19 protein-coding genes are annotated in these 21,323 nt (G+C 61.4%); 12 read left to right on the top strand and 7 right to left on the bottom strand.

Annotated features, from left to right (window positions below; all coding sequences use genetic code 11):
- Positions 1-6 precede the first annotated feature (6 nt).
- The 3 genes from ilvC to VVD49_RS09535 form a co-directional block, all read right to left on the bottom strand.
- A complete protein-coding gene (gene ilvC / locus VVD49_RS09545) occupies positions 7-1,023 on the bottom strand; it encodes a ketol-acid reductoisomerase (protein ID WP_327598909.1) in 1,017 nt (338 codons plus the stop codon).
- A 66-nt stretch (positions 1,024-1,089) separates the two neighbouring features.
- A complete protein-coding gene (gene ilvN / locus VVD49_RS09540; RefSeq protein WP_327598963.1) occupies positions 1,090-1,581 on the bottom strand; it encodes an acetolactate synthase small subunit in 492 nt (163 codons plus the stop codon).
- 25 nt (positions 1,582-1,606) lie between these two features.
- On the bottom strand, positions 1,607-3,310 hold the full coding sequence (locus VVD49_RS09535; RefSeq protein WP_327598908.1) for an acetolactate synthase 3 catalytic subunit: 1,704 nt from the start codon (positions 3,308-3,310) through the stop codon (positions 1,607-1,609).
- A gap of 130 nt (positions 3,311-3,440) precedes the next feature.
- Here VVD49_RS09535 and VVD49_RS09530 point away from each other — a divergent pair, with 130 nt between their 5' ends.
- From VVD49_RS09530 to VVD49_RS09515, 4 genes are read left to right on the top strand one after another with little or no spacing between them, the layout of a single operon-like run.
- Positions 3,441-4,034 carry an RNA polymerase sigma factor gene (locus VVD49_RS09530; protein WP_327598962.1) on the top strand — a complete coding sequence of 198 codons (594 nt, stop codon included), beginning with the start codon at positions 3,441-3,443 and terminating at the stop codon, positions 4,032-4,034.
- On the top strand, positions 4,031-4,432 hold the full coding sequence (locus tag VVD49_RS09525) for a DUF3619 family protein (RefSeq protein ID WP_327598907.1): 402 nt from the start codon (positions 4,031-4,033) through the stop codon (positions 4,430-4,432). The genes VVD49_RS09530 and VVD49_RS09525 overlap by 4 nt, the downstream gene beginning before the upstream one ends.
- Positions 4,405-5,034 carry a DUF3106 domain-containing protein gene (locus VVD49_RS09520; protein WP_327598906.1) on the top strand — a complete coding sequence of 210 codons (630 nt, stop codon included), beginning with the start codon at positions 4,405-4,407 and terminating at the stop codon, positions 5,032-5,034. Before VVD49_RS09525 ends, VVD49_RS09520 begins: the two co-directional genes overlap by 28 nt.
- Positions 5,031-5,513 carry an RDD family protein gene (locus VVD49_RS09515; RefSeq protein WP_327598905.1) on the top strand — a complete coding sequence of 161 codons (483 nt, stop codon included), beginning with the start codon at positions 5,031-5,033 and terminating at the stop codon, positions 5,511-5,513. The genes VVD49_RS09520 and VVD49_RS09515 overlap by 4 nt, the downstream gene beginning before the upstream one ends.
- 7 nt (positions 5,514-5,520) lie before the next feature.
- Here VVD49_RS09515 and lptG read toward each other — a convergent pair whose 3' ends face one another.
- Both lptG and lptF read right to left on the bottom strand, forming a co-directional pair.
- Positions 5,521-6,594: an LPS export ABC transporter permease LptG gene (lptG, locus tag VVD49_RS09510; protein WP_327598904.1), complete on the bottom strand. Its 1,074-nt coding sequence runs from the start codon at positions 6,592-6,594 to the stop codon at positions 5,521-5,523.
- A gap of 19 nt (positions 6,595-6,613) precedes the next feature.
- Positions 6,614-7,684, bottom strand: a complete 1,071-nt coding sequence (gene lptF, locus VVD49_RS09505) for an LPS export ABC transporter permease LptF (RefSeq protein ID WP_327598903.1) — start codon at positions 7,682-7,684, stop codon at positions 6,614-6,616.
- A 261-nt stretch (positions 7,685-7,945) separates the two neighbouring features.
- Between lptF and VVD49_RS09500 the strand changes: the two genes are divergently transcribed.
- The 5 genes from VVD49_RS09500 (at position 7,946) to VVD49_RS09480 (ending at position 15,373) form a co-directional block, all read left to right on the top strand.
- Positions 7,946-9,430 carry a leucyl aminopeptidase gene (locus VVD49_RS09500; protein ID WP_327598902.1) on the top strand — a complete coding sequence of 495 codons (1,485 nt, stop codon included), beginning with the start codon at positions 7,946-7,948 and terminating at the stop codon, positions 9,428-9,430.
- A gap of 34 nt (positions 9,431-9,464) precedes the next feature.
- Complete coding sequence (locus VVD49_RS09495; protein WP_327598901.1) at positions 9,465-9,896, top strand: DNA polymerase III subunit chi; 432 nt, start codon at positions 9,465-9,467, stop codon at positions 9,894-9,896.
- A 50-nt stretch (positions 9,897-9,946) separates the two neighbouring features.
- Positions 9,947-10,690, top strand: coding sequence for a FliH/SctL family protein (locus tag VVD49_RS09490; RefSeq protein ID WP_327598900.1), 744 nt, complete (start codon positions 9,947-9,949; stop codon positions 10,688-10,690).
- 94 nt (positions 10,691-10,784) lie between these two features.
- Positions 10,785-13,607 carry a valine--tRNA ligase gene (locus VVD49_RS09485; RefSeq protein ID WP_327598899.1) on the top strand — a complete coding sequence of 941 codons (2,823 nt, stop codon included), beginning with the start codon at positions 10,785-10,787 and terminating at the stop codon, positions 13,605-13,607.
- A 212-nt stretch (positions 13,608-13,819) separates the two neighbouring features.
- Positions 13,820-15,373: a pectate lyase family protein gene (locus tag VVD49_RS09480; RefSeq protein WP_327598898.1), complete on the top strand. Its 1,554-nt coding sequence runs from the start codon at positions 13,820-13,822 to the stop codon at positions 15,371-15,373.
- A 70-nt stretch (positions 15,374-15,443) separates the two neighbouring features.
- Here VVD49_RS09480 and VVD49_RS09475 read toward each other — a convergent pair whose 3' ends face one another.
- Positions 15,444-17,075, bottom strand: coding sequence for a methyl-accepting chemotaxis protein (locus tag VVD49_RS09475; RefSeq protein ID WP_327598897.1), 1,632 nt, complete (start codon positions 17,073-17,075; stop codon positions 15,444-15,446).
- 166 nt (positions 17,076-17,241) lie between these two features.
- Complete coding sequence (locus tag VVD49_RS09470; RefSeq protein ID WP_327598896.1) at positions 17,242-18,519, bottom strand: GGDEF domain-containing phosphodiesterase; 1,278 nt, start codon at positions 18,517-18,519, stop codon at positions 17,242-17,244.
- A gap of 188 nt (positions 18,520-18,707) precedes the next feature.
- Here VVD49_RS09470 and folD point away from each other — a divergent pair, with 188 nt between their 5' ends.
- Genes folD through VVD49_RS09455 form a run of 3 tightly spaced genes read left to right on the top strand, consistent with a single transcriptional unit; the run spans position 18,708 to position 21,243 of the window.
- Entirely contained in the window at positions 18,708-19,562 is an 855-nt protein-coding gene (gene folD / locus VVD49_RS09465; protein ID WP_327598895.1) for a bifunctional methylenetetrahydrofolate dehydrogenase/methenyltetrahydrofolate cyclohydrolase FolD, read from the top strand.
- Between the two features lie 3 nt (positions 19,563-19,565).
- Positions 19,566-20,066, top strand: a complete 501-nt coding sequence (gene purE / locus VVD49_RS09460; RefSeq protein WP_327598894.1) for a 5-(carboxyamino)imidazole ribonucleotide mutase — start codon at positions 19,566-19,568, stop codon at positions 20,064-20,066.
- Positions 20,067-20,085: 19 nt separating this feature from the next.
- Positions 20,086-21,243: a 5-(carboxyamino)imidazole ribonucleotide synthase gene (locus VVD49_RS09455; protein WP_327598961.1), complete on the top strand. Its 1,158-nt coding sequence runs from the start codon at positions 20,086-20,088 to the stop codon at positions 21,241-21,243.
- The last annotated feature ends 80 nt before the right edge of the window (positions 21,244-21,323 follow it).

Raw genomic sequence — 21,323 nt, 5'->3', positions numbered from 1 at the left:
CAGACATCAGTTCTTCGATTGGTCGACCAGCTTGTTCTTGGCGATCCACGGCATCATGCCGCGCAGTTGGCCGCCAACAGTCTCGATCGGATGCACAGCGTTCAGACGACGACGTGCCGTCATGGCAGGGTAGTTGGTCTTACCTTCCTGGATGAACATCTTCGCGTATTCGCCGGTCTGGATGCGCTTCAGAGCATTGCGCATGGCTTCGCGGGATTGTGCGTTGATGACTTCAGGGCCGGTCACGTATTCGCCGTATTCGGCGTTGTTCGAGATCGAGTAGTTCATGTTGGCGATACCGCCTTCGTACATGAGGTCAACGATCAGCTTCAGTTCGTGCAGGCATTCGAAGTAGGCCATCTCAGGCGCGTAGCCAGCTTCAACCAGGGTTTCGAAGCCCATCTTCACGAGCTCGACAGCGCCACCACACAGGACGGCTTGTTCGCCGAACAGGTCGGTTTCGGTTTCTTCACGGAAGTCGGTCTCGATCACGCCGCCCTTGGTGCCGCCGTTGGCAGCTGCGTAGGACAGTGCGATGTCCTTGGCCTTGCCGGACTTGTCCTGATAGATGGCGATCAGGGACGGCACGCCGCCGCCCTTGAGGTATTCGGAACGCACGGTGTGGCCTGGGCCCTTCGGTGCAACCATGATCACGTCCAGATCAGCGCGCGGGATGACCTGGTTGTAATGGATGTTGAAGCCGTGAGCGAAGGCCAGCGTGGCGCCTTGCTTGATGTTCGGTGCAACGTTGTTGTTGTACACCTCGGGGATGTTTTCATCCGGCAGCAGGATCATGACGAGGTCAGCGGCCTTCACGGCGTCATTCACTTCTGCAACCTTGATGCCGGCGGCTTCGACCTTGGACCACGAAGCACCACCCTTGCGCAGGCCAACGACGACGTTGACGCCCGAGTCACGCAGGTTCTGTGCGTGTGCGTGGCCTTGCGAGCCGTAACCGATGATTGCGACTTGCTTGCCCTTGATGAGGGACAGGTCGGCGTCCTTGTCGTAATAGACCTTCATGATTTTCCTTTCGAGTAAAACGGTAAAAGCTGACGGGCGCGCGCCAGAAGCGCTGCCAGCGTCTGGCTAGACTTTGAGAATGCGATCGCCGCGGCCGATGCCGGTGACGCCGGAGCGCACCGTTTCGAGAATCAGCGCAGGGTCGAGCGCGTTGATGAACGAATCCAGCTTGTCCTGCGTGCCGGTGAGTTCGATGACATACGACGACTCGGTAACGTCAACAACACGGCCGCGGAAGATATCGGCCATGCGCTTGAGTTCTTCGCGGTCCTTGGCCACGGCACGCACCTTGATGAGCATCAGCTCGCGTTCGATGTGTGCAGCCTCGGACAGGTCCACCACCTTGACCACTTCGATCAGCTTGTTGAGCTGCTTGGTGATCTGTTCGATGACATCGTCGGAGCCAGAGGTAACGATGGTCATGCGCGACATCGACGCATCTTCGGTCGGCGCCACGGTGAGGGATTCGATGTTGTAACCGCGTGCCGAGAACAGGCCGGAGACGCGTGAAAGCGCGCCGGATTCGTTCTCCAGCAGCAGGGAAATGACGTGTCGCATTGCGTTCATGGGTTCAACTCTTCGATTACAGGTCTTCAGCGAGAATCATCTCGGTGAGACCCTTGCCACCCTGCACCATCGGATAGACGTTCTCGGTCGAGTCGACCTGGAAGTCCATGAACACCAGATCGTTCTTGTGCGTGATGAAAGCTTCACGCAGTGCGCCTTCCACGTCGGAAGGCTTGGTGATCTGGATGCCGCGATGCCCGTAGGCCTCAGCCACCTTGGCGAAGTCCGGCAGCGAATCCATGTAGGACTCGGAATAGCGATTGCCGTGGAAGAACTCCTGCCACTGACGCACCATGCCGAGGTAACGGTTGTTCAGACTCACCACCTTGATCGGCAGACGGTACTGCTTGCAGGTGGACAGCTCCTGGATACACATCTGGATCGAGCCTTCACCCGTCACGACCGCAACTGGCTTGTCCGGGTGCGCGAGCTGGATGCCCATCGCCGCCGGCAGACCAAAGCCCATCGTGCCCAAGCCGCCGGAAGTGACCCAGCGACGTGGTTCATCGAAGCCGTAATACTGCGCTGCCCACATCTGATGCTGGCCGACGTCGGTCGCCACGAAAGCGTCGCCGCCCGTGACTTCCCACATTTTCTGCACGACGAATTGCGGTTTGATGACTTCGTCCGAGCCCTTGTAGAGCATGCACTGCTTGCCGCGCCATTCGTCGATCTGACGCCACCAGGCCGCGGAGTTCTCCGGGTTCGGCTTTTCGGCTTCGATCAGGCGCGCCAGTTCTTCCAGCACTTCCTTCACATCGCCCACGATGGGCACGTCAACCTTGACGCGCTTGGAGATGGAGGAAGGATCGATGTCGATATGGATGATCTTGCGCGGTTCAGACTGGAAGTGCTTTGGATCGCCGATCACGCGATCGTCAAAGCGCGCACCGACGGCCAGCAAGACGTCGCAGTAGTGCATCGACATATTGGCTTCGTAGGTGCCGTGCATGCCCAGCATGCCGACGAACTGCTTGTCCGTGGCGGGGAACCCGCCAAGGCCCATCAGCGTATTCGTGACCGGGAAGCCCAGCGCGCGTGCCAGCTTGGTCAGCTCCTTGGCCGCATTCGACAGCACCACGCCACCGCCGGTGTAGATCATCGGGCGCTTGGCTTCGAGCAACAGCTGGGCGGCCTTCTTGATCTGGCCGTGATGGCCCTTCACCACGGGGTTGTACGAGCGCAGCGAGACGCTTTCCGGATAGACGAATTCGCACTTGTGCGCGGTGATGTCCTTCGGGATATCGACCAGCACCGGGCCGGGACGGCCAGTCTTGGCGATATAGAAAGCCTTCTTGATCGTCTCGGCAATGTCCTTGACGTCCTTGACGAGGAAGTTGTGCTTCACGCAAGGGCGGGTGATGCCGACCGTGTCGACTTCCTGGAACGCATCCAGGCCAATGGCGGGCGTTGGCACCTGACCACTGATGATCACCATCGGGATCGAATCCATATAGGCAGTCGCAATGCCGGTCACGGCATTGGTGGCACCAGGGCCGGAAGTCACCAGCGCAACGCCTACGCTCTCGGTAGAGCGGGCATAACCGTCGGCGGCATGCACAGCAGCCTGCTCGTGGCGAACCAGTACGTGGCGTACTTTGTCCTGCTTGAACAGCTCATCGTAGATAAACAGAACAGCGCCGCCAGGATAGCCGAATAGATACTCGACCTTTTCTTCCTGTAGACACCTCACTACAATCTCGGCACCCGTCAAAAGCATTGCGACACCCGGCAAGTAGAAGTCTTTGCGGACCTCTGATAAAAAGAACCCGCTAAGTTACCGCCGCACGCAGCGTTGGTCAAGGAAAATGGCCTGTTTCTGGCCATAAAAGGTCCATAAATCAAGACTTATCGCAGTCCGACCTGACAAAGGCAACACCCTGTCCTCCCGCTCAGAACTGTCCGATTTTCTGGCTTCCGTTGAACGTCGCGCTTTCAAACAGGCGCAGTTCGCTGTGCGCGATGAGCAGGCAGCGCTCGATATCGTGCAGGACGCAATGATGCGGCTGGCCGAAAAATACGGGCAGCGCCCTGCGTCAGAGTTCCCGATGCTGTTCCAGCGCATCCTGCAGAATGCCGTTCGTGATCACCATCGCCGCCAGAAGGTGCGCAACCTGTGGGTGAGCTTTTTCTCGGCCTTCCGCAAGGATGACGAGGAAGATTTCGACATCCTGGAAACTCTGGAAAGCGAAGACGACTCCAAGCACGCCGACACCCCGCATGGGCAGTACCAGCAGAATCAGATGCTGGCGATAATCGAGCGGGCCATAGAGCGTTTACCGGCACGTCAACGCGAAGCGTTCCTGATGCGTTACTGGGAAGAGATGGATATCGCGGAGACCGCAGCCGCGATGGGATGCTCGGAAGGCAGTGTCAAAACGCACTGCTCACGGGCTGTGCACACGCTGGCGGCAGCGCTGCGCGAAAAGGGGATCGAGCCATGAACCAACCAACGATGGACCAACAAGCGTTCGAGCAACAGTTCGGCCTGAAGATTCGCCACAAGCTCAATCTGGCCAGCACCGCGCTTGAACCAGCCGCCACCGACCGCCTGTTCGAAGCCCGCCAGCGCGCCTTGGCACACCATGTTGATAGTGTCGGAGAGCTGTCGCTGGCCGGTATGGGCCGCCACCTCTTCGGCATGGGCGAAGACTATTGGCGCCCCCTTGCCGCTGCGGCGGCCCTGGCTGCATTTCTCGTCTGTGGTGATTACGTCACCTCTATCCAGCGCGCCGCGGAGCTGGAAGAAGTAGATAGTGCGCTGCTGGCCGATGACCTCCCGATTAATGCCTACCTCGACCGCGGCTTTGATACATGGCTGAATTCCTCCGCGCAGCCCTGATCGCATGCGCTGTTGCGCTACCGTTCACGATCCTCGGCCCCGCTCTTGCCGCAACAGCCCCCATCGTCCAGACCGGCTCTGACTGGGCGCACCTGACACCGACCCAGCGCGAGGTCCTGGCGCCGTTCGCCAAGGAATGGAACACTTTTTCCGAAGTTGCCAAGCTCAAGTGGATGGGTATCGCTGATCGCTACCCAAAAATGACGCCGCCCGAGCAGGCAAACGTGCGTGCGCGCATGCAGGAGTGGTCGAAACTGACGCCGCAGGAGCGCCAGAACGCCCGCGAACAGTACAAGAAGCTGCGCACAGCACCTCCGGAAGAGCGCAAGCAGCTGGAGCAGAAGTGGCGTGAATACGATGCTTTGCCCACCGAACAGAAGCAAGCACTGAAGGCAGCGCCCAAGACGCCTCCTCCCGCTTCCGCCTCTGCTCCAAGCGCATTGCCAGGGGTTCGCCCACCCAAGCCGGTTGTCGTGGCGCCACGCACGGTCAAGCCCGGCCGCAAACCCGCTACGCCGACATCGCAGCCTGCCGTCACACCATCTTTGCAATCCGCGCCGACCAGCCAGCCTGATCCGGCCAAAGCCACTCCAACCTCATGAATACCGCCATTTCGCATCCGACCGCCGCGGCCCGCCCGGCGGTCGAGCTCGCTTCGCTGCGCCGCCGCCTTGCCGCCATGCTCTATGAAAGCCTGCCGACGTTTGGCGTTGGCGCAGTTACCTGGTTTGCACCCCTTGTTTTCTTGCACGGCCTTGGCGTGAACGTGCCGGGCGGGCTGGAGTGGCTCGCCTTGTTCCTGATTCTGGGAGTCTATTTCGTGTTTGTCTGGCACAAGCTTGGCCAGACGCTCGCCATGCAGACCTGGCGTCTGCAGCTGGTGGACGCCACGACCGGCCGCGCGCCCACGCTACGTCAATGCATCATCCGCTACGTGCTGGCCTGGCCGTCACTGCTGCTGATCGTGAGCGGCGTCGGCATCCTGTGGGCCGCCTATGTCGATCGCGACCGCCAGTTCGTACATGATCGGCTGGCAGGAACCTGTGTCATTTTCGACCCTCCGCAACTGACCAGGCGCTGAGCATCAACTAACGCCGCTCGACTGCTCGCAGCATGAAGATTGCGAGCGCAAGGAACAGCAGGCTCGGCGCGGCAGCAGTCGGCAAGGCGGGCCAGCCATTGATTACGCCGAGATTAGACGACAACCCGTTGAGCAGGTAGAAACCCATACCCAGCATGACGCCGAGCATGACGCGTGCGCTGACATTGCCGGCGCGCTGACTGCCGAGGCAGAACGGCAGTGCCAGGCCGATCATCACCAGCGCGGCAAACGGATAGATCAGCTTCTTCCAGTACGCAACCTCGTAGCGCCCCGTGCGCTGGCGGTTCTCCTGCAAATGCTGGACGTACTGGTACAGACTGCCGATTGCCATGCGCTCGGGCGTCACCATGCCAACACTGAACATATTGGGCGTGAGCGAAGAGCGCACCGGCATCTGCGCAAAGCTCTCCACTTCCGTGCGGTCGCCCAGCAAGCGCGTCTGCACGACGTTCGAGACAAGCCAGTTGCCATCTCCTGCGTATTCGCCGCGCTCGGCGAAACTGATCGAGCGCACGTGATACGCATCGTCAAGCTCGTAGACCTTGATGTTTTCCAGCGCCGCATCCGGCTGCGCCTTGCCGACATTGATGAACCTGTTGCCATCGCGCAACCAGACCCCGGTGCGCAGCTCCTGAGGCGCCGATGCATTGGTGCTGCGCAGCCGCCATTTCTGGGCAACACGCTCCAGTGGCGGCGCGATGTATTCACCCAACGCAAAGGTCACGACCACGAAAATAAGGCCGACGCGCAGCAGACTGCCCAGCATGCGCAGGGTCGACACGCCTGCCGCGCGCATCACGGTCAGCTCCGAGTGGCGCGCCAGCTGGGTCAGCGCGTAGAGCGCGCCGATCAGCACAGCAATCGGCATGATTTCGTAAGCCCGACTAGGAATGGTGAGGGCCACAAAAATCAAAGCATGCTTGAGCTTGTAGCCACCCTGCCCGACCTGATCGAGCTCGCCCAGAAAATCGAAGAATGCAAACAGCGCAATGAACGCCAGCAGCACAAGCAGCGTGGCCCCAACGACTTCTTTGCGCAAATGGCGGCTGAGCGTCTTCATTTTTTGAACCCTTCCGCTCTTATTTGCGGCGCACGGACGGCGCCAACCGAACCAGGAAAAGCACACCGAGCAGGGCCAGCATGAGGCCGTGCACGCCCCACGTGCCCTCCACCACGCCGAGCTTGCCTTGCGTCACCCAGGCGCGCGATACGCCGATCAGGTTGAGATAGATGGTGAACGTGAGCAGCGCGAAGATCAGGCTGTTGGTGCGCCCGGCGCGCGGATTGACGAATGACAGAGGAATAGCCAGCAGCGCCAGCAGCACCGTGGCAATGGGCATGCCGATACGCCAGACCATTTCGCCCCAGCCGGCCGGCGTGGGCTTTTCAAGCAGGTCCGTCGTCGGCAATTGCTTGGCCGAAAACTCCAGCTCGCCCACTTCCTTCGGCTCGATGCGCACGGCGTAGCGCTCAAACTGCATCACGCGGTAATCCGCCATGCCCGGCTCGCCCTCATAGCGACGGCCATTGAGCAGGACGATGAAACGATCGCCATTCTTCGCCGTCTCGACGACGCCTTCGGCCGCTACCGTGACATTCTGCTTGCCGTTTTGCAGCGCGCTGATGAAGACGTTGTGTACACGCCCCGCATCCTTGTCCACGGACTCGACGAAAAACACGCGATGCGCATCGTTCGACTCACGGAACGAACCCGGGGCGACGCGCGAGACCTCGTCGCGATTCTCGAGGCGTTTGCGATATTCGGTCTGCTGTTGTTGTGCCCACGGCGACAGGAACAGCGACATCACTGCAACGACCAGCGCGACCGGCACGGCGAAACGCAGCACCGGGCTGATCCATGCGGTCAGTGGCAAGCCCGACGCAAACCACACCACCATCTCTGAATCCCGGTAGCTGCGACTCATGGACATGAGGACCGCCACGAAACTCGACAGGGCCAGCACGACCGGCAACTGGTTCAGCGTGGAAAAGCCGATCAGCGCCAGCACGGCATCCGCAGGAACACGCCCGCCCGCCGCCTGCGACAACAAACGGATGAGCACCACGGTCACCATGATGAACAGCAGCGCCATGGAAATGGCTGCGGCGGTGCTGGCAAATTCACGCACGGCGGCGCGGCGGAAAATCATGTCTGGGTGGGTCGCAAATGAGGTTGCAAATGAACTCGCAGGCGGTATTGCCGGTGTTGCTTACTGGCGCCGCAATCCGCGTACTCCGGGGTGCGCTTTGACGGCGCTTGATGCAAGCGGGGATAATGCACTGGCCCGCATGACAGCGCGTGCCCAACGAACCTCTACGCATGCGGCAGGCCCGGTCGGCATTGCATGACCGAGCCTTGATTGAAACGATCACAACCGCCTTCTACAAGGCGTTTATTACGAGGTCAGCCCGTGGAATTTAGCATAAAAGCCAGTGCCCCCGAGAAACTGAAGACAGCCTGCCTGGTCGTCACCGCCTTCGCCGATAGCGCTCTCGGCGCACAGGCGCAAGCCGTCAGCGACGCCAGCAATGGCGAGCTCGCACGACTCGTCAAACGCGATCTCGAAAGCAAGGCTGGCAGCCTGCTGCTCATTCCCGTCCTGCCCGGCGTCGCGGCTGAACGCGTGCTGGTCATCGGCCTCGGCAAGAAGGCTGAATACAACGACAAGGCACTGCGCACTGCGACCAGCAGCCTCGGCAAGTGGCTGGCGAGCCATCGTGCAGCGGATGCAGCCGTCTGCATTACCGACGCCATTCCAGCCCAGCGTGACCTGCCTTACACACTGCAGACTGCGACCCAGCTGATTGCCGACGCGGCCTACCGTTTCGACGTGCCGCGCGCAGTGAAGGAGAAGAGCAAGAACGGCGTCGCCAAGCTCGACTTCCTGCTCGTCGGCCGCAGCGACAATGCTGCCAAGAATGCGGTTGCACAAGGTGCCGCAATTGCCGAAGGCATGGCGCTGACCAAGGAGCTGGGCAACCTGCCTGCCAATGTCTGCACGCCTTCCTATCTTGCCGATACGGCCAAGAAACTCGGCAAGCACTACGGTTTCAAGGTCACCACCTTCGATCGCGCCGGCATTGCCAAGCTTGGCATGGGTTCGTTCCTGTCCGTTGCGCAAGGCGCCGTCGAACCGCCGCGCTTCATCGTCATGGAGTACCGCGGCGGCAAAGAGAAGGCCGCGCCCATCGTGCTCGTCGGCAAGGGCGTTACCTTCGATACCGGCGGCATATCGCTGAAGCCCGGTGAAGGCATGGACGAGATGAAGTACGACATGTGCGGCGCGGGCTCCGTGCTCGGCACCTTCAAGGCCGTCGCCGCAATGGGCCTGCCGATCAACCTGGTCGGCCTGATCCCGACCACCGAAAACATGCCTGCTGGCAATGCCACACGCCCCGGCGACGTGGTGCGTTCGATGGCGGGCCTGACCATCGAAATCCTCAACACGGACGCCGAAGGCCGCCTGATCCTGTGCGATGCGCTGACTTACGCGGAGCGCTTCAAGCCTGCAGCCGTCATCGACATCGCCACGCTGACCGGCGCCTGCATCATTGCGCTGGGTCACCAGACCAGCGCCGTGATGGCCAATGATGACGCGCTCGCCCGCGAGATCCTGGATGTCAGCGTGGATTGCGGTGACCGCGCTTGGCAACTACCTTTGTTCGACGAGTACCAGGACCAGCTCAAGAGCAACTTCGCCGACATGGCAAATATCGGCGGTCGCCCTGCCGGCTCGATCACGGCCGCCTGCTTCCTGTCGCGCTTCACCAAGGCCTACAAGTGGGCGCACCTGGATATCGCTGGCACCGCGTGGACTTCGGGTGCGAACAAGGGCGCAACAGGCCGCCCTGTACCGCTGCTGACCAACTTCCTGATCGCCAGAGCTGGCAAATAAGCAGGCAACCAAGCAGGCCAACAAGCGCAAATACGTGACTGAAATAAAGTTCTACCACAATGCCCCTGACCGCCTGATGGCGGCCTGCTCCATCACGGCCAAAGCGGTGCGGCAGGGGCATCGCGTACTGGTGCACGCACCGGATCCGTCACTCGCCCAGCGTTTCGACAGCCTGCTGTGGACGGCACAGCCGCTCTCCTTCGTGCCGCATGTCGCCGCAGACTCTCCGCTCGCAGCTCGCACGCCCGTGGTCATCGCCTCGCGACTGGACAATCCGCCTCATACGGACGTATTAGTGAACTTGAGCGACGATCCTGTGCCGGAAGCGTTCAAGCACTTCGGCATGCTGGTTGAAATCGTCTCCACGCAGGAAGGTGATCGCCAGCAGGCACGGCAACGCTGGCAGGCCTTCAAGGAGCAAGGCCATGTCATTACGGCATTCGACCTTGCGAAGAAGCCTGACTGAAACAACGAGACACATTCTGAAAACACGGCAAGAACACCGACCCTGACAAGATGAACCCGATTTCCTCGCTGAACGAGGCTGACCTCTCCGACGAATTGCTCACCAAGGCCGATGCGCTGATCAAGCGCAACCGGCCCGATGGCGTCAATTCCGAATCTGAGGAGCTGCCCATGCTCACCGAGGTGATCGACGACCTGCCTGAGCTCACCGACGTGATGGACGTCATGGAAGTGCCAAAGGTCATGGCGCTCGAAGACGAGGAAGACCAGCCGGCCACGAGTGGCTTGTCTTCCGAACAGGTGAACATCCTCATCAACGACGCTATCGAGCGCACCCAGCGCGAGATGCTCAAGAACCAGGACAGGGCGATCCAGGACGCGCTCGACCGCGCCCGCCTCGGCAATCCACTCGCCGTCCAGAACGCCCTCGCTCAAGGACGCAAGGAAGGCCGCGACGAGGCCTACAAGGAAGGCTTCGCGCAGGGCATGTCGCAAGGCCGCGTGGAAGGTCGCAACGAAAGCCTGACGCAGCACCAGCTCGCGCTTGAGTCAACGCGGCGCGAAACCCACCACGACGTCGTGCTGCAATTCTCCGAGCAGCTGATCGAGCTGGACGCCTATATCTCGCAATCCATCGATGCCTGGCTGGCACGCGAGCTCCCCCAGGTCATCGCCGGCGCGCTGGACAATGTCGCGGAGCGCATCCGCATGCAGACCTCGGCGCACATGCGCGCGACCCTGCTTCCCGAGCTCTCCAACAAGCTCTCGACACTGCTGGATACGAAGCCACAGTAGTCCGGCAGCCATCGGCCTGCCGCCTCGCGGTCCTGTATGCGCGTTGCGCCGGTATAATCACCGGCTCTCCAGCATTCACACGCATCCAGCAAAAATGGAACTCGCCAAGAGCTTTGAACCGGCCGACATCGAATCGCGCTGGTATCCGAAATGGGAACAGTCCGGCTATTTCGCCGCCGGTCTCGACACCAGCAAGCCCGCCGACCAGTCTTTCTGCATCCTGCTGCCACCGCCGAACGTCACCGGCTCGCTGCACATGGGTCATGGCTTCAACCAGACCATCATGGATGCGCTGACGCGCTATCACCGCATGCTCGGCGTCAACACGCTGTGGCAACCGGGCACGGACCACGCGGGCATCGCCACGCAGATCGTCGTCGAACGCAAGCTCGAAGGCGAAGGCATCAAACGCCTCGATCTCGGTCGCGAGAAATTCCTCGAGAAAGTCTGGGAGTGGAAAGAGTATTCCGGCGGCACCATCACCAAGCAGATGCGCCGCCTCGGCACCTCGCCCGACTGGAAGCGCGAGCGCTTCACGATGGACGCGGGCTTATCCAAGTCCGTCACCGAAACCTTCGTGCGCCTCTACAACGAAGGCTTGATCTATCGCGGCAAGCGCCTTGTTAACTGGGACCCGAAGCTCGGCACGGCCGTGTCCGACCTCGAAGTGGAATCGAACGAGGAAGACGGTTCGCTGTGGCATCTGCGCTATCCCCTGGCTGATGGCTCAGGCCATCTGGTCGTTGCGACGACGCGTCCCGAAACCATGCTTGGCGATACCGCCGTCATGGTGCATCCGGAAGACGAGCGCTATGCGCACCTCATCGGCAAGATGATTGCGCTGCCGCTGTGCGATCGCGAGATCCCGATCATCGCCGATGACTATGTCGACAAGGAGTTCGGTACGGGCTGCGTGAAGGTCACGCCGGCGCACGACTTCAACGACTACGCCGTCGGCCAGCGTCACAAGCTGCCGATGATTTCGGTATTGACGCTGGACGCGAAGATCAACGGCAACGCGCCGGAGAAATATCGCGGCCTCGACCGCTTTGAAGCACGCAAGCAGATCGTCGCTGACTTCGAAGCGCTCGGTCTGCTCGACTCGATCAAGCCACACAAGCTGCAAGTGCCGCGCTGCGAGCGCACCAACGAAATCGTCGAGCCGATGCTGACGGACCAGTGGTTCGTCGCAGTCAACAAGCCGGGCGCGGATGGCAAGAGCATCGGCCAGAAGGCCATCGAAGTCGTCGAATCCGGCGAAGTGAAGTTCGTGCCGGAAAACTGGGTGAACACCTACTACTCGTGGATGCGCAACCTGCAGGACTGGTGCATCTCGCGCCAACTCTGGTGGGGCCACCAGATACCCGCATGGCATTCAGACGACGGCCGCTGCTGGGTTGCGCACGACGAAACCGAAGCGAAAACGCTGGCCGCAAAAGACGGCTACACAGGCGCGCTCAATCGCGACAATGACGTTCTCGACACCTGGTACTCGTCCGCGCTGTGGCCGTTCTCGACGCTCGACTGGACGCCTGACTATCCGGCGAAGAGCAACCCCGCCCTCGACCTGTACCTGCCCTCCTCCGTGCTCGTCACGGGCTTCGACATCATCTTCTTCTGGGTCGCCCGGATGATCATGATGACCAAGCACATCACCGGCAAGATTCCGTTCAAGCACGTCTATGTGCACGGCCTGATCCGCGATGCGGAAGGCCAGAAGATGAGCAAGTCGAAGGGCAATGTGCTCGACCCGATCGACCTCATCGACGGCATCTCGCTCGAAGACCTCGTCGCCAAGCGCACCACCGGCCTGATGAACCCGCGCGACGCGGCGAAGATCGAGAAGAAGACGCGCAAGGAATATCCCGAAGGCATTCCCGGCTTCGGCACCGATGCGCTGCGCTTCACCTTCGCCTCGCTGGCCTCGCCCGGCCGCGACATCAAGTTCGACATGAACCGCTGCGAGGGCTATCGCAACTTCTGCAACAAGCTGTGGAACGCCACGCGCTTCGTGCTGATGAATTGCGAGGGCAAGGATTGCGGTCTGGACAGCCACACGCAGGCTGACTGCGTCGGGGGCTATCTCGACTTCTCGTTTGCCGACCGCTGGATGACCAGCCGTCTGCAACGTGTCGAGGGCGAGATCGCGCAATTCTTCGCCGACTACCGCCTCGACCTCGCCGCGCGCGCCGTCTATGAACTGGTATGGGACGAGTACTGCGACTGGTATCTCGAACTGGCCAAGGTGCAGTTGCAGAACGGTTCCGATGCGCAACAACGCGCAACGCGTCGCACGCTGGTGCGCGTGCTCGAAACCATCCTGCGCCTCGCTCATCCGCTGATCCCGTTCATCACGGAAGAGCTGTGGCAGACGGTGTCGGTCGTTGCGGGTCGCAAGAGCCAGGACTTCATCGGCACGACCAGCTACCCGACGATGGAAACTTCACGCATCGACGAAGCGTCGGAAGCGAAGGTTGCGCAGCTCAAGGACATGATCAATGCATGCCGCAGCCTGCGCAGCGAGATGAACCTGTCGCCTGCTACCAAGGTGCCGTTGCTGGTGTCGGGTGACGAAGCGACAGTTAAAGCCATCGCGCCGTACCTCGCCGCGCTCGCCAAGCTCAGCGCAGTCACCGCCGTCGGTGCCGAGCTGCCGCAATCGCCCGCGCCGGTTCAGGTCGTCGGCGAGTTCCGCATGATGCTAGAGATCGAAGTCGACATCGGCGCCGAGCGCGAGCGCATCGGCAAGGAAGTCGCGCGCATCGAAGGCGAAGTCGGCAAGGCCCAAGCCAAGCTTGGCAACGAAGGCTTCGTCGCACGCGCCAAGCCGGAAGTGGTCGAACAGGAGCGCAAGCGCCTGGCCGATTTCACGTCGACGCTGGAGAAGCTGCGCGATCAGCTTGCACGATTGGGCTGAGCCTGATTGTGATAAGAAAGGGCCGCAAGTCGCGGCCCTTTTTCTTTGGCGCTGCGCCAGGCGGGAATTCGATTCTTCTTGCCTACGCGAAGCTGTCTGCCTACAAAGATGCACGGACCGTCGAGTTTCTTCCGTCATCGAGAGGGAACGGGATCCGGCCTGGCGTCGCAGTGCACCGCAGCGACAGCACAATAATTCCAAGGAGACACTTCATGCGTAATTCCCGCTTCCTGCTGGGCTTCGCCGCATTGGCGCTGACCAGCACCGCCTTCGCGGCCAACCGGCCCGCCGGTTACACGACGCTCTGTACCGAAGGCAAGACCTGCACAGTCACCTCGGCCACCAGCGTGGCCTATGGTCGCTCCGACAAGTTCACCTACAAGACACTCACCGGCAGCTTCGTCTGCGGTGAAGTCACGTTCGGCGCCGGCACAAAGGTTGCCGGCGGCACGAACGAGTGCTCGGTACCGAACGGCACCAGTACCAGCTCGGCCAGTTCATCGAGCTCCAGCAAGTCCAGCTCTTCCAGCAGTTCGTCATCCTCATCGAGTGCGCCCTCCAGCAGCTCATCATCTTCGAGCGCACCGTCGAGCTCGTCATCCAGCTCCTCCTCGATAACGCCGCCAAGCGGTGACGGTGTCATGGGCTGGGCGACGAAGGCCGCAGGTGGATTCCCGACCGGTGGCGCAGGCGGCCAGTCCTGCACGGCAACCTCGATGGCCACGCTGACTTCATGTATCGCGACGGCTAGCAGTGGCGCCAACAAGGCGATCCCATGGACGATCTATGTGAAGGGCTTCATCAACGGCGCGACCACTGCGGATGGCACGGGCTTCACCGAGCAACGCATCTCGCGCCCCAACACCTCACTGATCGGCATCGTCGAGAACGGCGCAATCCCGACGCTGAACGCGGTGTGGATCCACATCAGCGGCCAGAACAACATCATCGTGCGCAACGTGCGATTCATCAACGGCAAGGACGCCGGCTGGGCCTATGAAGATTTCGGCAAGTGCACCTATGTCGACAAGGACTATTGCCCGTCCAATGCCGAGCCGGATGGCCTGACGTTGCAAGGTGTGACACGTGGCTGGGTGGATCATTGCGAATTCACCGATGGCGCGGATTTCAACGGTGTGAATCCGAACAAGGCCTTTTACAAGATGTACGACGGCCTGCTCGACATCAAGTCGGGCGCGGACTACATCACCCTGTCGTACAACAAGTTCAGCAATCACGACAAGAGCATTCTGATCGGCTCCAGCGACGTGAATGACGGCGAGTACCGCATCACTTTCTACCGCAACTACTTCCAGTACACAGGCCAGCGCACGCCACGCGTGCGCAACGCCCACGTGCACATCCTCAATAACCTGTACGAGAACGTGAAGAAGACGGAAGAAACGCATCCGTACTACTCCAGCTACGCGATCGGCCTCGGCTTCAATGGCAAGGCCTACTCGGAGCGCAATGCCTTCGACATCTCCGGCGCAGTAGCGACAGATCTGCTGTCGGCCAACTTCGATGCGTGGAGCCAGTACTTCACGGATGTCAGCTCGTGGCTGAATGGCGCGGTAGTCGACCTCAACGCAGCTGCAGCGACGGTGGTGAACGCCACGAACGCAGTAAAGAACTCCGGCAAACCATTCATCGGTCTTGTTGATTGGGCGCCTTCGGCGTATTACACATATACGCCGCTGACGACGCCCGATGCCGTGCGCTCAACCGTGAAAGCCAATGCAGGAGTCGGCAAGATCGCGCCATAACGCAGCAACAGCGCAAGAAAAAGCCCGTCCGGTTTTCCGGGCGGGCTTTTTTATTGGTTGCAGAAACGCGCTAGACCGTAAATCGCTTGATCGTCGAATCCAGTCGCTCAGCCACGCCGAACAGCGAGCTGGAGTGACGTTGCGCTGAGGATGCGGTCTCGCGGTTCTGCTCGCTGACGCTGGCAATGCGCTCGATGTGCGTAGCGATCTGGTGGCTTGCGTGGCTTTGTTCGTCGATGGCGCTGGAGATGTCGGCGATGTGCGAGGCGGTGTTCTGCGACAGCGCTTCGATGTTGCGCAGCGACTCGGCGACTTCCTGCGAGCAGCGCACGCCGCTGACGACGATTTCGCTTGCTGTTGTCATGCCTTGTGCGGCAGCGCCGGTTTCGCGTTGAACGGCTTCGATCTTTTCATTGATCTGAGTCGTTGCCAGCGTGGTGCGTTCGGCGAGCTTGCGCACTTCGTCGGCCACCACGGCAAAGCCACGGCCCTGCTCGCCTGCGCGTGCGGCTTCGATGGCGGCATTCAGCGCGAGCAAGTTGGTCTGGTCGGCAATTTCCTTGATGACCATGACAATCTCGCCAATTTCACCGGAGCGCTGATCGAGCACGCGAATCACTTCGGTGGATTGCGTAATGGCCTCCGCCACCTTCTGGATTTCATCCGCGGCACGACGTGCAGCTTGCGCACCATTGCCTGCAGTTTCGGAGGCGTGTGCGGTCTCATGCTGCAGCGTGCGAGCGCTGTCGGCAATATGCGAGACGCTGCTCGTCATTTCCTGCACGGCGGCAGCCGAGGAGGCAGCCGCGTCGGATTGAGAGATGGACGCCGAGGCAATGCGGTCGGCAGCGCCATTGAGTTCGCGCGCGACCTGCAAGAGCTCGGTGGAATTGCCGGTCGCGGCGCCGATGATCTGGCTCATGCCTTCGAGAAGATGGTTCACCGCTGCCGAGGTCTGGCCGATTTCGTCTTGCGCGCCGACCGGCATGCGCTTGCTGATGCGGCCGGTCTTGCTGATCTCGAGAATCGCGGCCTGCATCTGCGACAGCGGGCTGCGGATGCTGGCGATGATGCGCCATGCGGCGATTACGCCAACGGCCAGGCCTGCCAGCATGAGCACGACGGCCCAGGTCGATGCACTCGAACGAATGGCGGCGAGCTGCCCGTCAATGGCCTGCACGCGTGCCTCGGCCGCCTTGGAGAGCTCGTTCACTGAACGCAGCGCATCCTGCATGAGCTTCTTCTGCGGCTCGAAAGCCATATTGGCGTCGTTTGCCGTCTTGTAGCTGCCGTCATTGATCTTGCTGACGGTGTCCTCCATGCCACTGAAGTAGCCTTTGAACTTGTCATCGAGGTCGGTGAGCTTGCCACGCTCCTCGTCACTGGCTTTCTTGCGGATGTCGCCGATGATGTCGATCACGCCGTCGTAGGACTTGCCCCACTTTCCGCGGTATTCCTTGATCTTGTCGGCAGCCCCCACGGACAGGAACACGTCCTTCTCGTCGCGGCGCATCTTGGAGATCTTCATCTGCGCATCAAGCATGGTCAGGTGCATGTCAAGATCGCGTGCCAGCAGGGACTTCACCTGCTCGTACTGACGGTTCAGGCCGATCAGGCCAACCACGCCAACGGCGATCATCAAGACCAGCATGAACGCGAATCCAAGACCCACGCGCTGGGCGACGCTATTGCTTGAGGGCATTACTTACTCCTGAGGAAGATCGGGGCGCGCAGGAAAAAGCCGCGGCAAGATATGCAACTAGGGGAATTAACGTCCGCAAGGCACAAACATGAAGAGCCCCGCCGCAGACGTAACAACTCGTGACAAGCCGGCAGCCACGGCCTGACGCCCCCTTCCTCAGCCGTGATCAGCCATATGGCTGGCCGCGCCAGTCCGGCAGGGCTTCGGCTTCGAGCGGTTTCGAGAAATGAAAGCCCTGCCCGCCTTCGCACCCCAGTTCGAGCAGACGATTGCAGACAGCTTGCGTCTCGATGCCCTTGGCTATTACGCGGCGCCCGAGGTCACGGCACAGGCCGATGAGAGACGCCACGATGGCCGCATCTGCCCGACTGGCCGCGACGGACTGGATGAAACAGGGATCTATCTTGATTTCATGCACGGGTAGATCACGCAGCGCCAGCAGGGAGGCCGCGCCACGACCGAAGTCGTCAATGGCGATTCGTACGCCCGCATTGGCCAGCATGAAGATGTTCTTCATGGCTGCGGCCGACAGGCGCGTCAGCTGGTCGTCGCGCAGTTCGATGGTCAGGCTGTCCGGCGGCAAGGCCATGCTGTGCAGGCGCCCCACCAGGGCGCTTTCCAGTTCAGGGTGCTGCAGGGTCGTTGCCGGCAGGTTCACCGAGATCGGCAGATTGCTACCGCCATCGCGCCAGGCACGCGCCTGCATCATGGCGTACTCGACGAACTTGAGGGATAGCGTGTCTATCGTGCCGTCGCGCTCGGCGAGGTAAAGAAACTCGGCAGGAGGCAGCAAGCCCAGCTCCGGGTGACGCCAACGCACCAGGGCCTCGGCACTCAATAGACGACCACTGCCCAGCTCGGCCACCGGTTGATAGCGCAACAGGAATTCGTTCTGAGTGACAGCACTTCCTATGCGCTTGCTCAGATCTGGCCGCATCGGAACAGACAGCGGCTCGTCGTCATCGACCGGCGTTTCGTCTCGCGTGGCCATGACGATACCGCGCCGGTTGCGTCGCGCCTGGTATTGCGCGCCGTCGGCGGCACGCAATAGTTGATCGCGACTCGTGCCGTGCGTTGGGTAGATGGCAATGCCGATCGCCACGTCTTGCGCGGCGATACCGCCGCACGCTGCGACCAGCGACTCGGTGATCTTGCCGGCCACGCGCTGGGCTCCGCCTTCGCTGCCCACCGCCAGCAGCACCGCGAACTCGCGTGGCCCCAGCATGGCAACCATGTCGTTGAGCCGCACATTGGCGCGGATGGCCGTAATCGCCTCACCCACATTCGCGACCGCCTGCTCCGCCGCGCCACCTACCTCGACCTTGAGCACGGCGAAGCCCCCACGCTGGCGTTCGCTTGCGCGCAACGCCATGTCGATCCCTTGCAAAAAGCCATCGCGGTCAGCTGCGTTTGTTGTCTGGACTGCAGGCGTGGATTCGATCATGACGCTCTCCGGCGGTTGAGTGGCTTACCTCCAAAAACGGCAATTTCAATAAAAACATTAGATTTGGCGACTCGTGGCAAACCCCTACCCAACGCCTTGCCTCTCACGCCGGAGCAGCACAAACCCTGTTGCCGCCCCTGTGTGCACAGGTATACTGTGCGGTTTTTCCGCAACAGGCAGTAAGCCCCATGACCGCACGTATTCTTGATGGCAACGCCCTCGCCGCAAAGGTCCGCGAAGACATCGCAACGAACGCCCGGACACTGACCGAGCAAGGCACCCAGCCCTGCCTCGCCGTGATTCTGGTAGGCGAAAACCCCGCCTCGGCCGTCTACGTGCGCAACAAGGTTGCCGCCTGCGAGAAAGCCGGTTTCCGCTCACTGAAGTTCACCTTCGCCGTTGATGTCGCGCCAGAGGTCGTCTTTGCCAAGATCGCCGAGCTGAATGCCGATCCGGGCGTGCACGGCATCCTCGTGCAACTGCCGCTGCCCAAGCATTTCAACGAAGACCAGGTTCTGGAAGCCATTTCGCCGGCCAAGGACGTCGACGGTTTCCACGCCGAAAACCTCGGCCTGCTGCTGCAAGGTCGCAAGAGCTTCTACCCGTGCACGCCCTGGGGCGTCATGAAAATGCTGGAATCAGAGAACGTACAGATCAAGGGTGCCGAGGCCGTCGTCATCGGTCGCAGCAATATCGTCGGCAAGCCGATGGCCGTGATGCTGCTGTCGCAGGGCGCGACCGTCACCGTATGCCATTCGCAAACCAAGGATCTGGCTTTTCACACCCGCCGTGCCGACATCGTCGTTGCCGCCGTGGGCAAACCGAAGTTCCTCACCGGCGACATGATCAAGCCGGGCGCCGTCGTCATCGACGTGGGCATCAACCGTCTGGATGACGGCAAGCTCGCGGGCGATGTCGATTTCGACTCCGCCAAGGAAGTCGCTGGGCTCATCACCCCGGTGCCGGGCGGTGTCGGCCCGATGACCATCACGATGTTGCTCGCCAACACACTCGAATCCGCCAAGCGGACTGCAGGGAAGTAAGCAATGGAAAACGAAAACGCCGTCATCGGCATCGTCATGGGCTCCAATTCCGACTGGCCCACCCTGCAAGCCGCGGCCAAGATCCTCAAGGACTTCGGCGTGCCCTACGAAGCGCGCGTCGTCTCCGCACACCGCACGCCGGACCTGATGTTCGAATACGCCGAAGCGGCGCGCGACCGGGGCCTCAAGGCCATCATCGCCGGTGCCGGTGGCGCCGCGCACCTGCCCGGCATGCTGGCCGCGAAAACACCCGTGCCGGTGCTCGGCGTACCGGTGCAGAGCAAGGCGCTGTCGGGCGTCGACTCACTGCACTCCATCGTGCAGATGCCCAAGGGCATTCCTGTCGCAACCTTCGCCATCGGCGAAGCCGGTGCCGCCAATGCCGCGCTGTTTGCGGTGGCTTTGCTCGCCAATGAAGACAAGCGCCTCGCGCTGATGCTCGATGCATTCCGCGCACGCCAGACGCAAGCCGTGCTGGACATGACGCTGGACGACCCGCAGTAAGGCCACGCACACGATGAGCATGATTCTCCCCCCCGCCACCCTCGGCATGCTCGGTGGCGGCCAGTTGGGCCGCTTCTTCGTTCTGGCCGCGCATGAACTCGGCTACAAGGTGTGGGTGCTCGACCCCGACACCAACAGCCCGGCCGGCAAGGCGGCAGACCGCCACCTGTGTGCCGCCTACGAAGACTTCGCCGCACTCGACCAGCTCGCGCAAAACTGCGCAGCCATCACCACCGAATTCGAGAATGTGCCGGCCGACACGCTGGACTACCTCGCCAAATTCCTGCCCGTGCGCCCGTCCGCAGATGCTGTCGGCATTTGTCAGAACCGCGTCGCAGAGAAGATGTTCCTGCGCAACAACGACATCCCGCACGCCGCCTTCATCGCCGTGAACAAGGCGGACGATCTGCGCAACGCGCCGGACGAGCTGTTCCCCGGCATCCTGAAAGTCGCGCGCTTCGGCTACGACGGCAAAGGCCAGGCCCGCGTCACCAGCCGCGAAGAGGCGCTGCACGCCCTGCAAGGCTTCCATAACGAGCCCTGCGTGCTCGAGCAGATGCTCACGCTGGACTACGAGATTTCCGTCGTGCTCGCGCGCGACGAACATGGCAACACGAAGAGCTTCGCGCCGAGCGAGAACGCCCACGCCAAGGGCATCCTCGACGTGTCGATCTCGCCTTCGCGCTTCACTGCAGAGACGGCGCAGCAACTCGCGGAACGCATCGCCGAACAGCTTGGCTACATCGGCACGCTGGCCGTCGAGTTCTTCGTCTCGCGCGGCGAGCTCTATGTGAACGAGATGGCGCCACGCCCGCACAACAGCGGCCACTACACGGTCGATGCGTGCGCCACCAGCCAGTACGAACAGCAGGTGCGTGCCCTCACCGGCCTGCCGCTCGGCGACGCGCGCGCGCATAGCGCTGCGGTGATGGTGAACCTGCTTGGCGACATCTGGTACGACCCGACACAGCCCGGCCCCGACTCGCACGGCCATTACCGCGAGCCGGACTGGGGCAAGCTGCTCACCTATCCCAACCTCAAGCTGCACCTGTACGGCAAGCACCACGCTCGCCCTGGCCGCAAGATGGGGCACTTCACCGTGATCGATGCAGATCCCGCGAAGGCACATGAAGTAGCGATGGCGGCGCGTGCAGCGATCGGGATCAGCGACGAGTAGTTCGGCTTTCTCAAGGGCGAAAAGCATGCAGGCAACGACCACACTACGCAGCGTTTCGAACATCGTAGGGTGGGTTCGGA

Origin of the sequence: Uliginosibacterium silvisoli, from assembly GCF_036017035.1 — a bacterium.
Taxonomy (GTDB): domain Bacteria; phylum Pseudomonadota; class Gammaproteobacteria; order Burkholderiales; family Rhodocyclaceae; genus Viridibacterium; species Viridibacterium silvisoli.
The sequence above is the reverse complement of the archived record's forward strand: the minus strand, read 5'-3'. Positions and strand labels throughout refer to the sequence as shown.

Bases quoted from the DNA above. Each gene is read 5' to 3' on its own strand.
- ilvC (WP_327598909.1), bottom strand. From the start codon at position 1,023: ATGAAGGTCTATTACGACAAGGACGCCGACCTGTCCCTCATCAAGGGC.
- VVD49_RS09515 (WP_327598905.1), top strand. From the start codon at position 5,031: ATGAATACCGCCATTTCGCATCCGACCGCCGCGGCCCGCCCGGCGGTC.
- lptF (WP_327598903.1), bottom strand. From the start codon at position 7,684: ATGATTTTCCGCCGCGCCGCCGTGCGTGAATTTGCCAGCACCGCCGCA.
- VVD49_RS09525 (WP_327598907.1), top strand. From the start codon at position 4,031: ATGAACCAACCAACGATGGACCAACAAGCGTTCGAGCAACAGTTCGGC.
- VVD49_RS09480 (WP_327598898.1), top strand. From the start codon at position 13,820: ATGCGTAATTCCCGCTTCCTGCTGGGCTTCGCCGCATTGGCGCTGACC.
- VVD49_RS09455 (WP_327598961.1), top strand. From the start codon at position 20,086: ATGATTCTCCCCCCCGCCACCCTCGGCATGCTCGGTGGCGGCCAGTTG.
- VVD49_RS09490 (WP_327598900.1), top strand. From the start codon at position 9,947: ATGAACCCGATTTCCTCGCTGAACGAGGCTGACCTCTCCGACGAATTG.
- VVD49_RS09485 (WP_327598899.1), top strand. From the start codon at position 10,785: ATGGAACTCGCCAAGAGCTTTGAACCGGCCGACATCGAATCGCGCTGG.
- VVD49_RS09470 (WP_327598896.1), bottom strand. From the start codon at position 18,519: ATGATCGAATCCACGCCTGCAGTCCAGACAACAAACGCAGCTGACCGC.
- VVD49_RS09535 (WP_327598908.1), bottom strand. From the start codon at position 3,310: ATGCTTTTGACGGGTGCCGAGATTGTAGTGAGGTGTCTACAGGAAGAA.
- VVD49_RS09475 (WP_327598897.1), bottom strand. From the start codon at position 17,075: ATGCCCTCAAGCAATAGCGTCGCCCAGCGCGTGGGTCTTGGATTCGCG.
- folD (WP_327598895.1), top strand. From the start codon at position 18,708: ATGACCGCACGTATTCTTGATGGCAACGCCCTCGCCGCAAAGGTCCGC.
- purE (WP_327598894.1), top strand. From the start codon at position 19,566: ATGGAAAACGAAAACGCCGTCATCGGCATCGTCATGGGCTCCAATTCC.
- VVD49_RS09520 (WP_327598906.1), top strand. From the start codon at position 4,405: ATGGCTGAATTCCTCCGCGCAGCCCTGATCGCATGCGCTGTTGCGCTA.
- ilvN (WP_327598963.1), bottom strand. From the start codon at position 1,581: ATGCGACACGTCATTTCCCTGCTGCTGGAGAACGAATCCGGCGCGCTT.
- lptG (WP_327598904.1), bottom strand. From the start codon at position 6,594: ATGAAGACGCTCAGCCGCCATTTGCGCAAAGAAGTCGTTGGGGCCACG.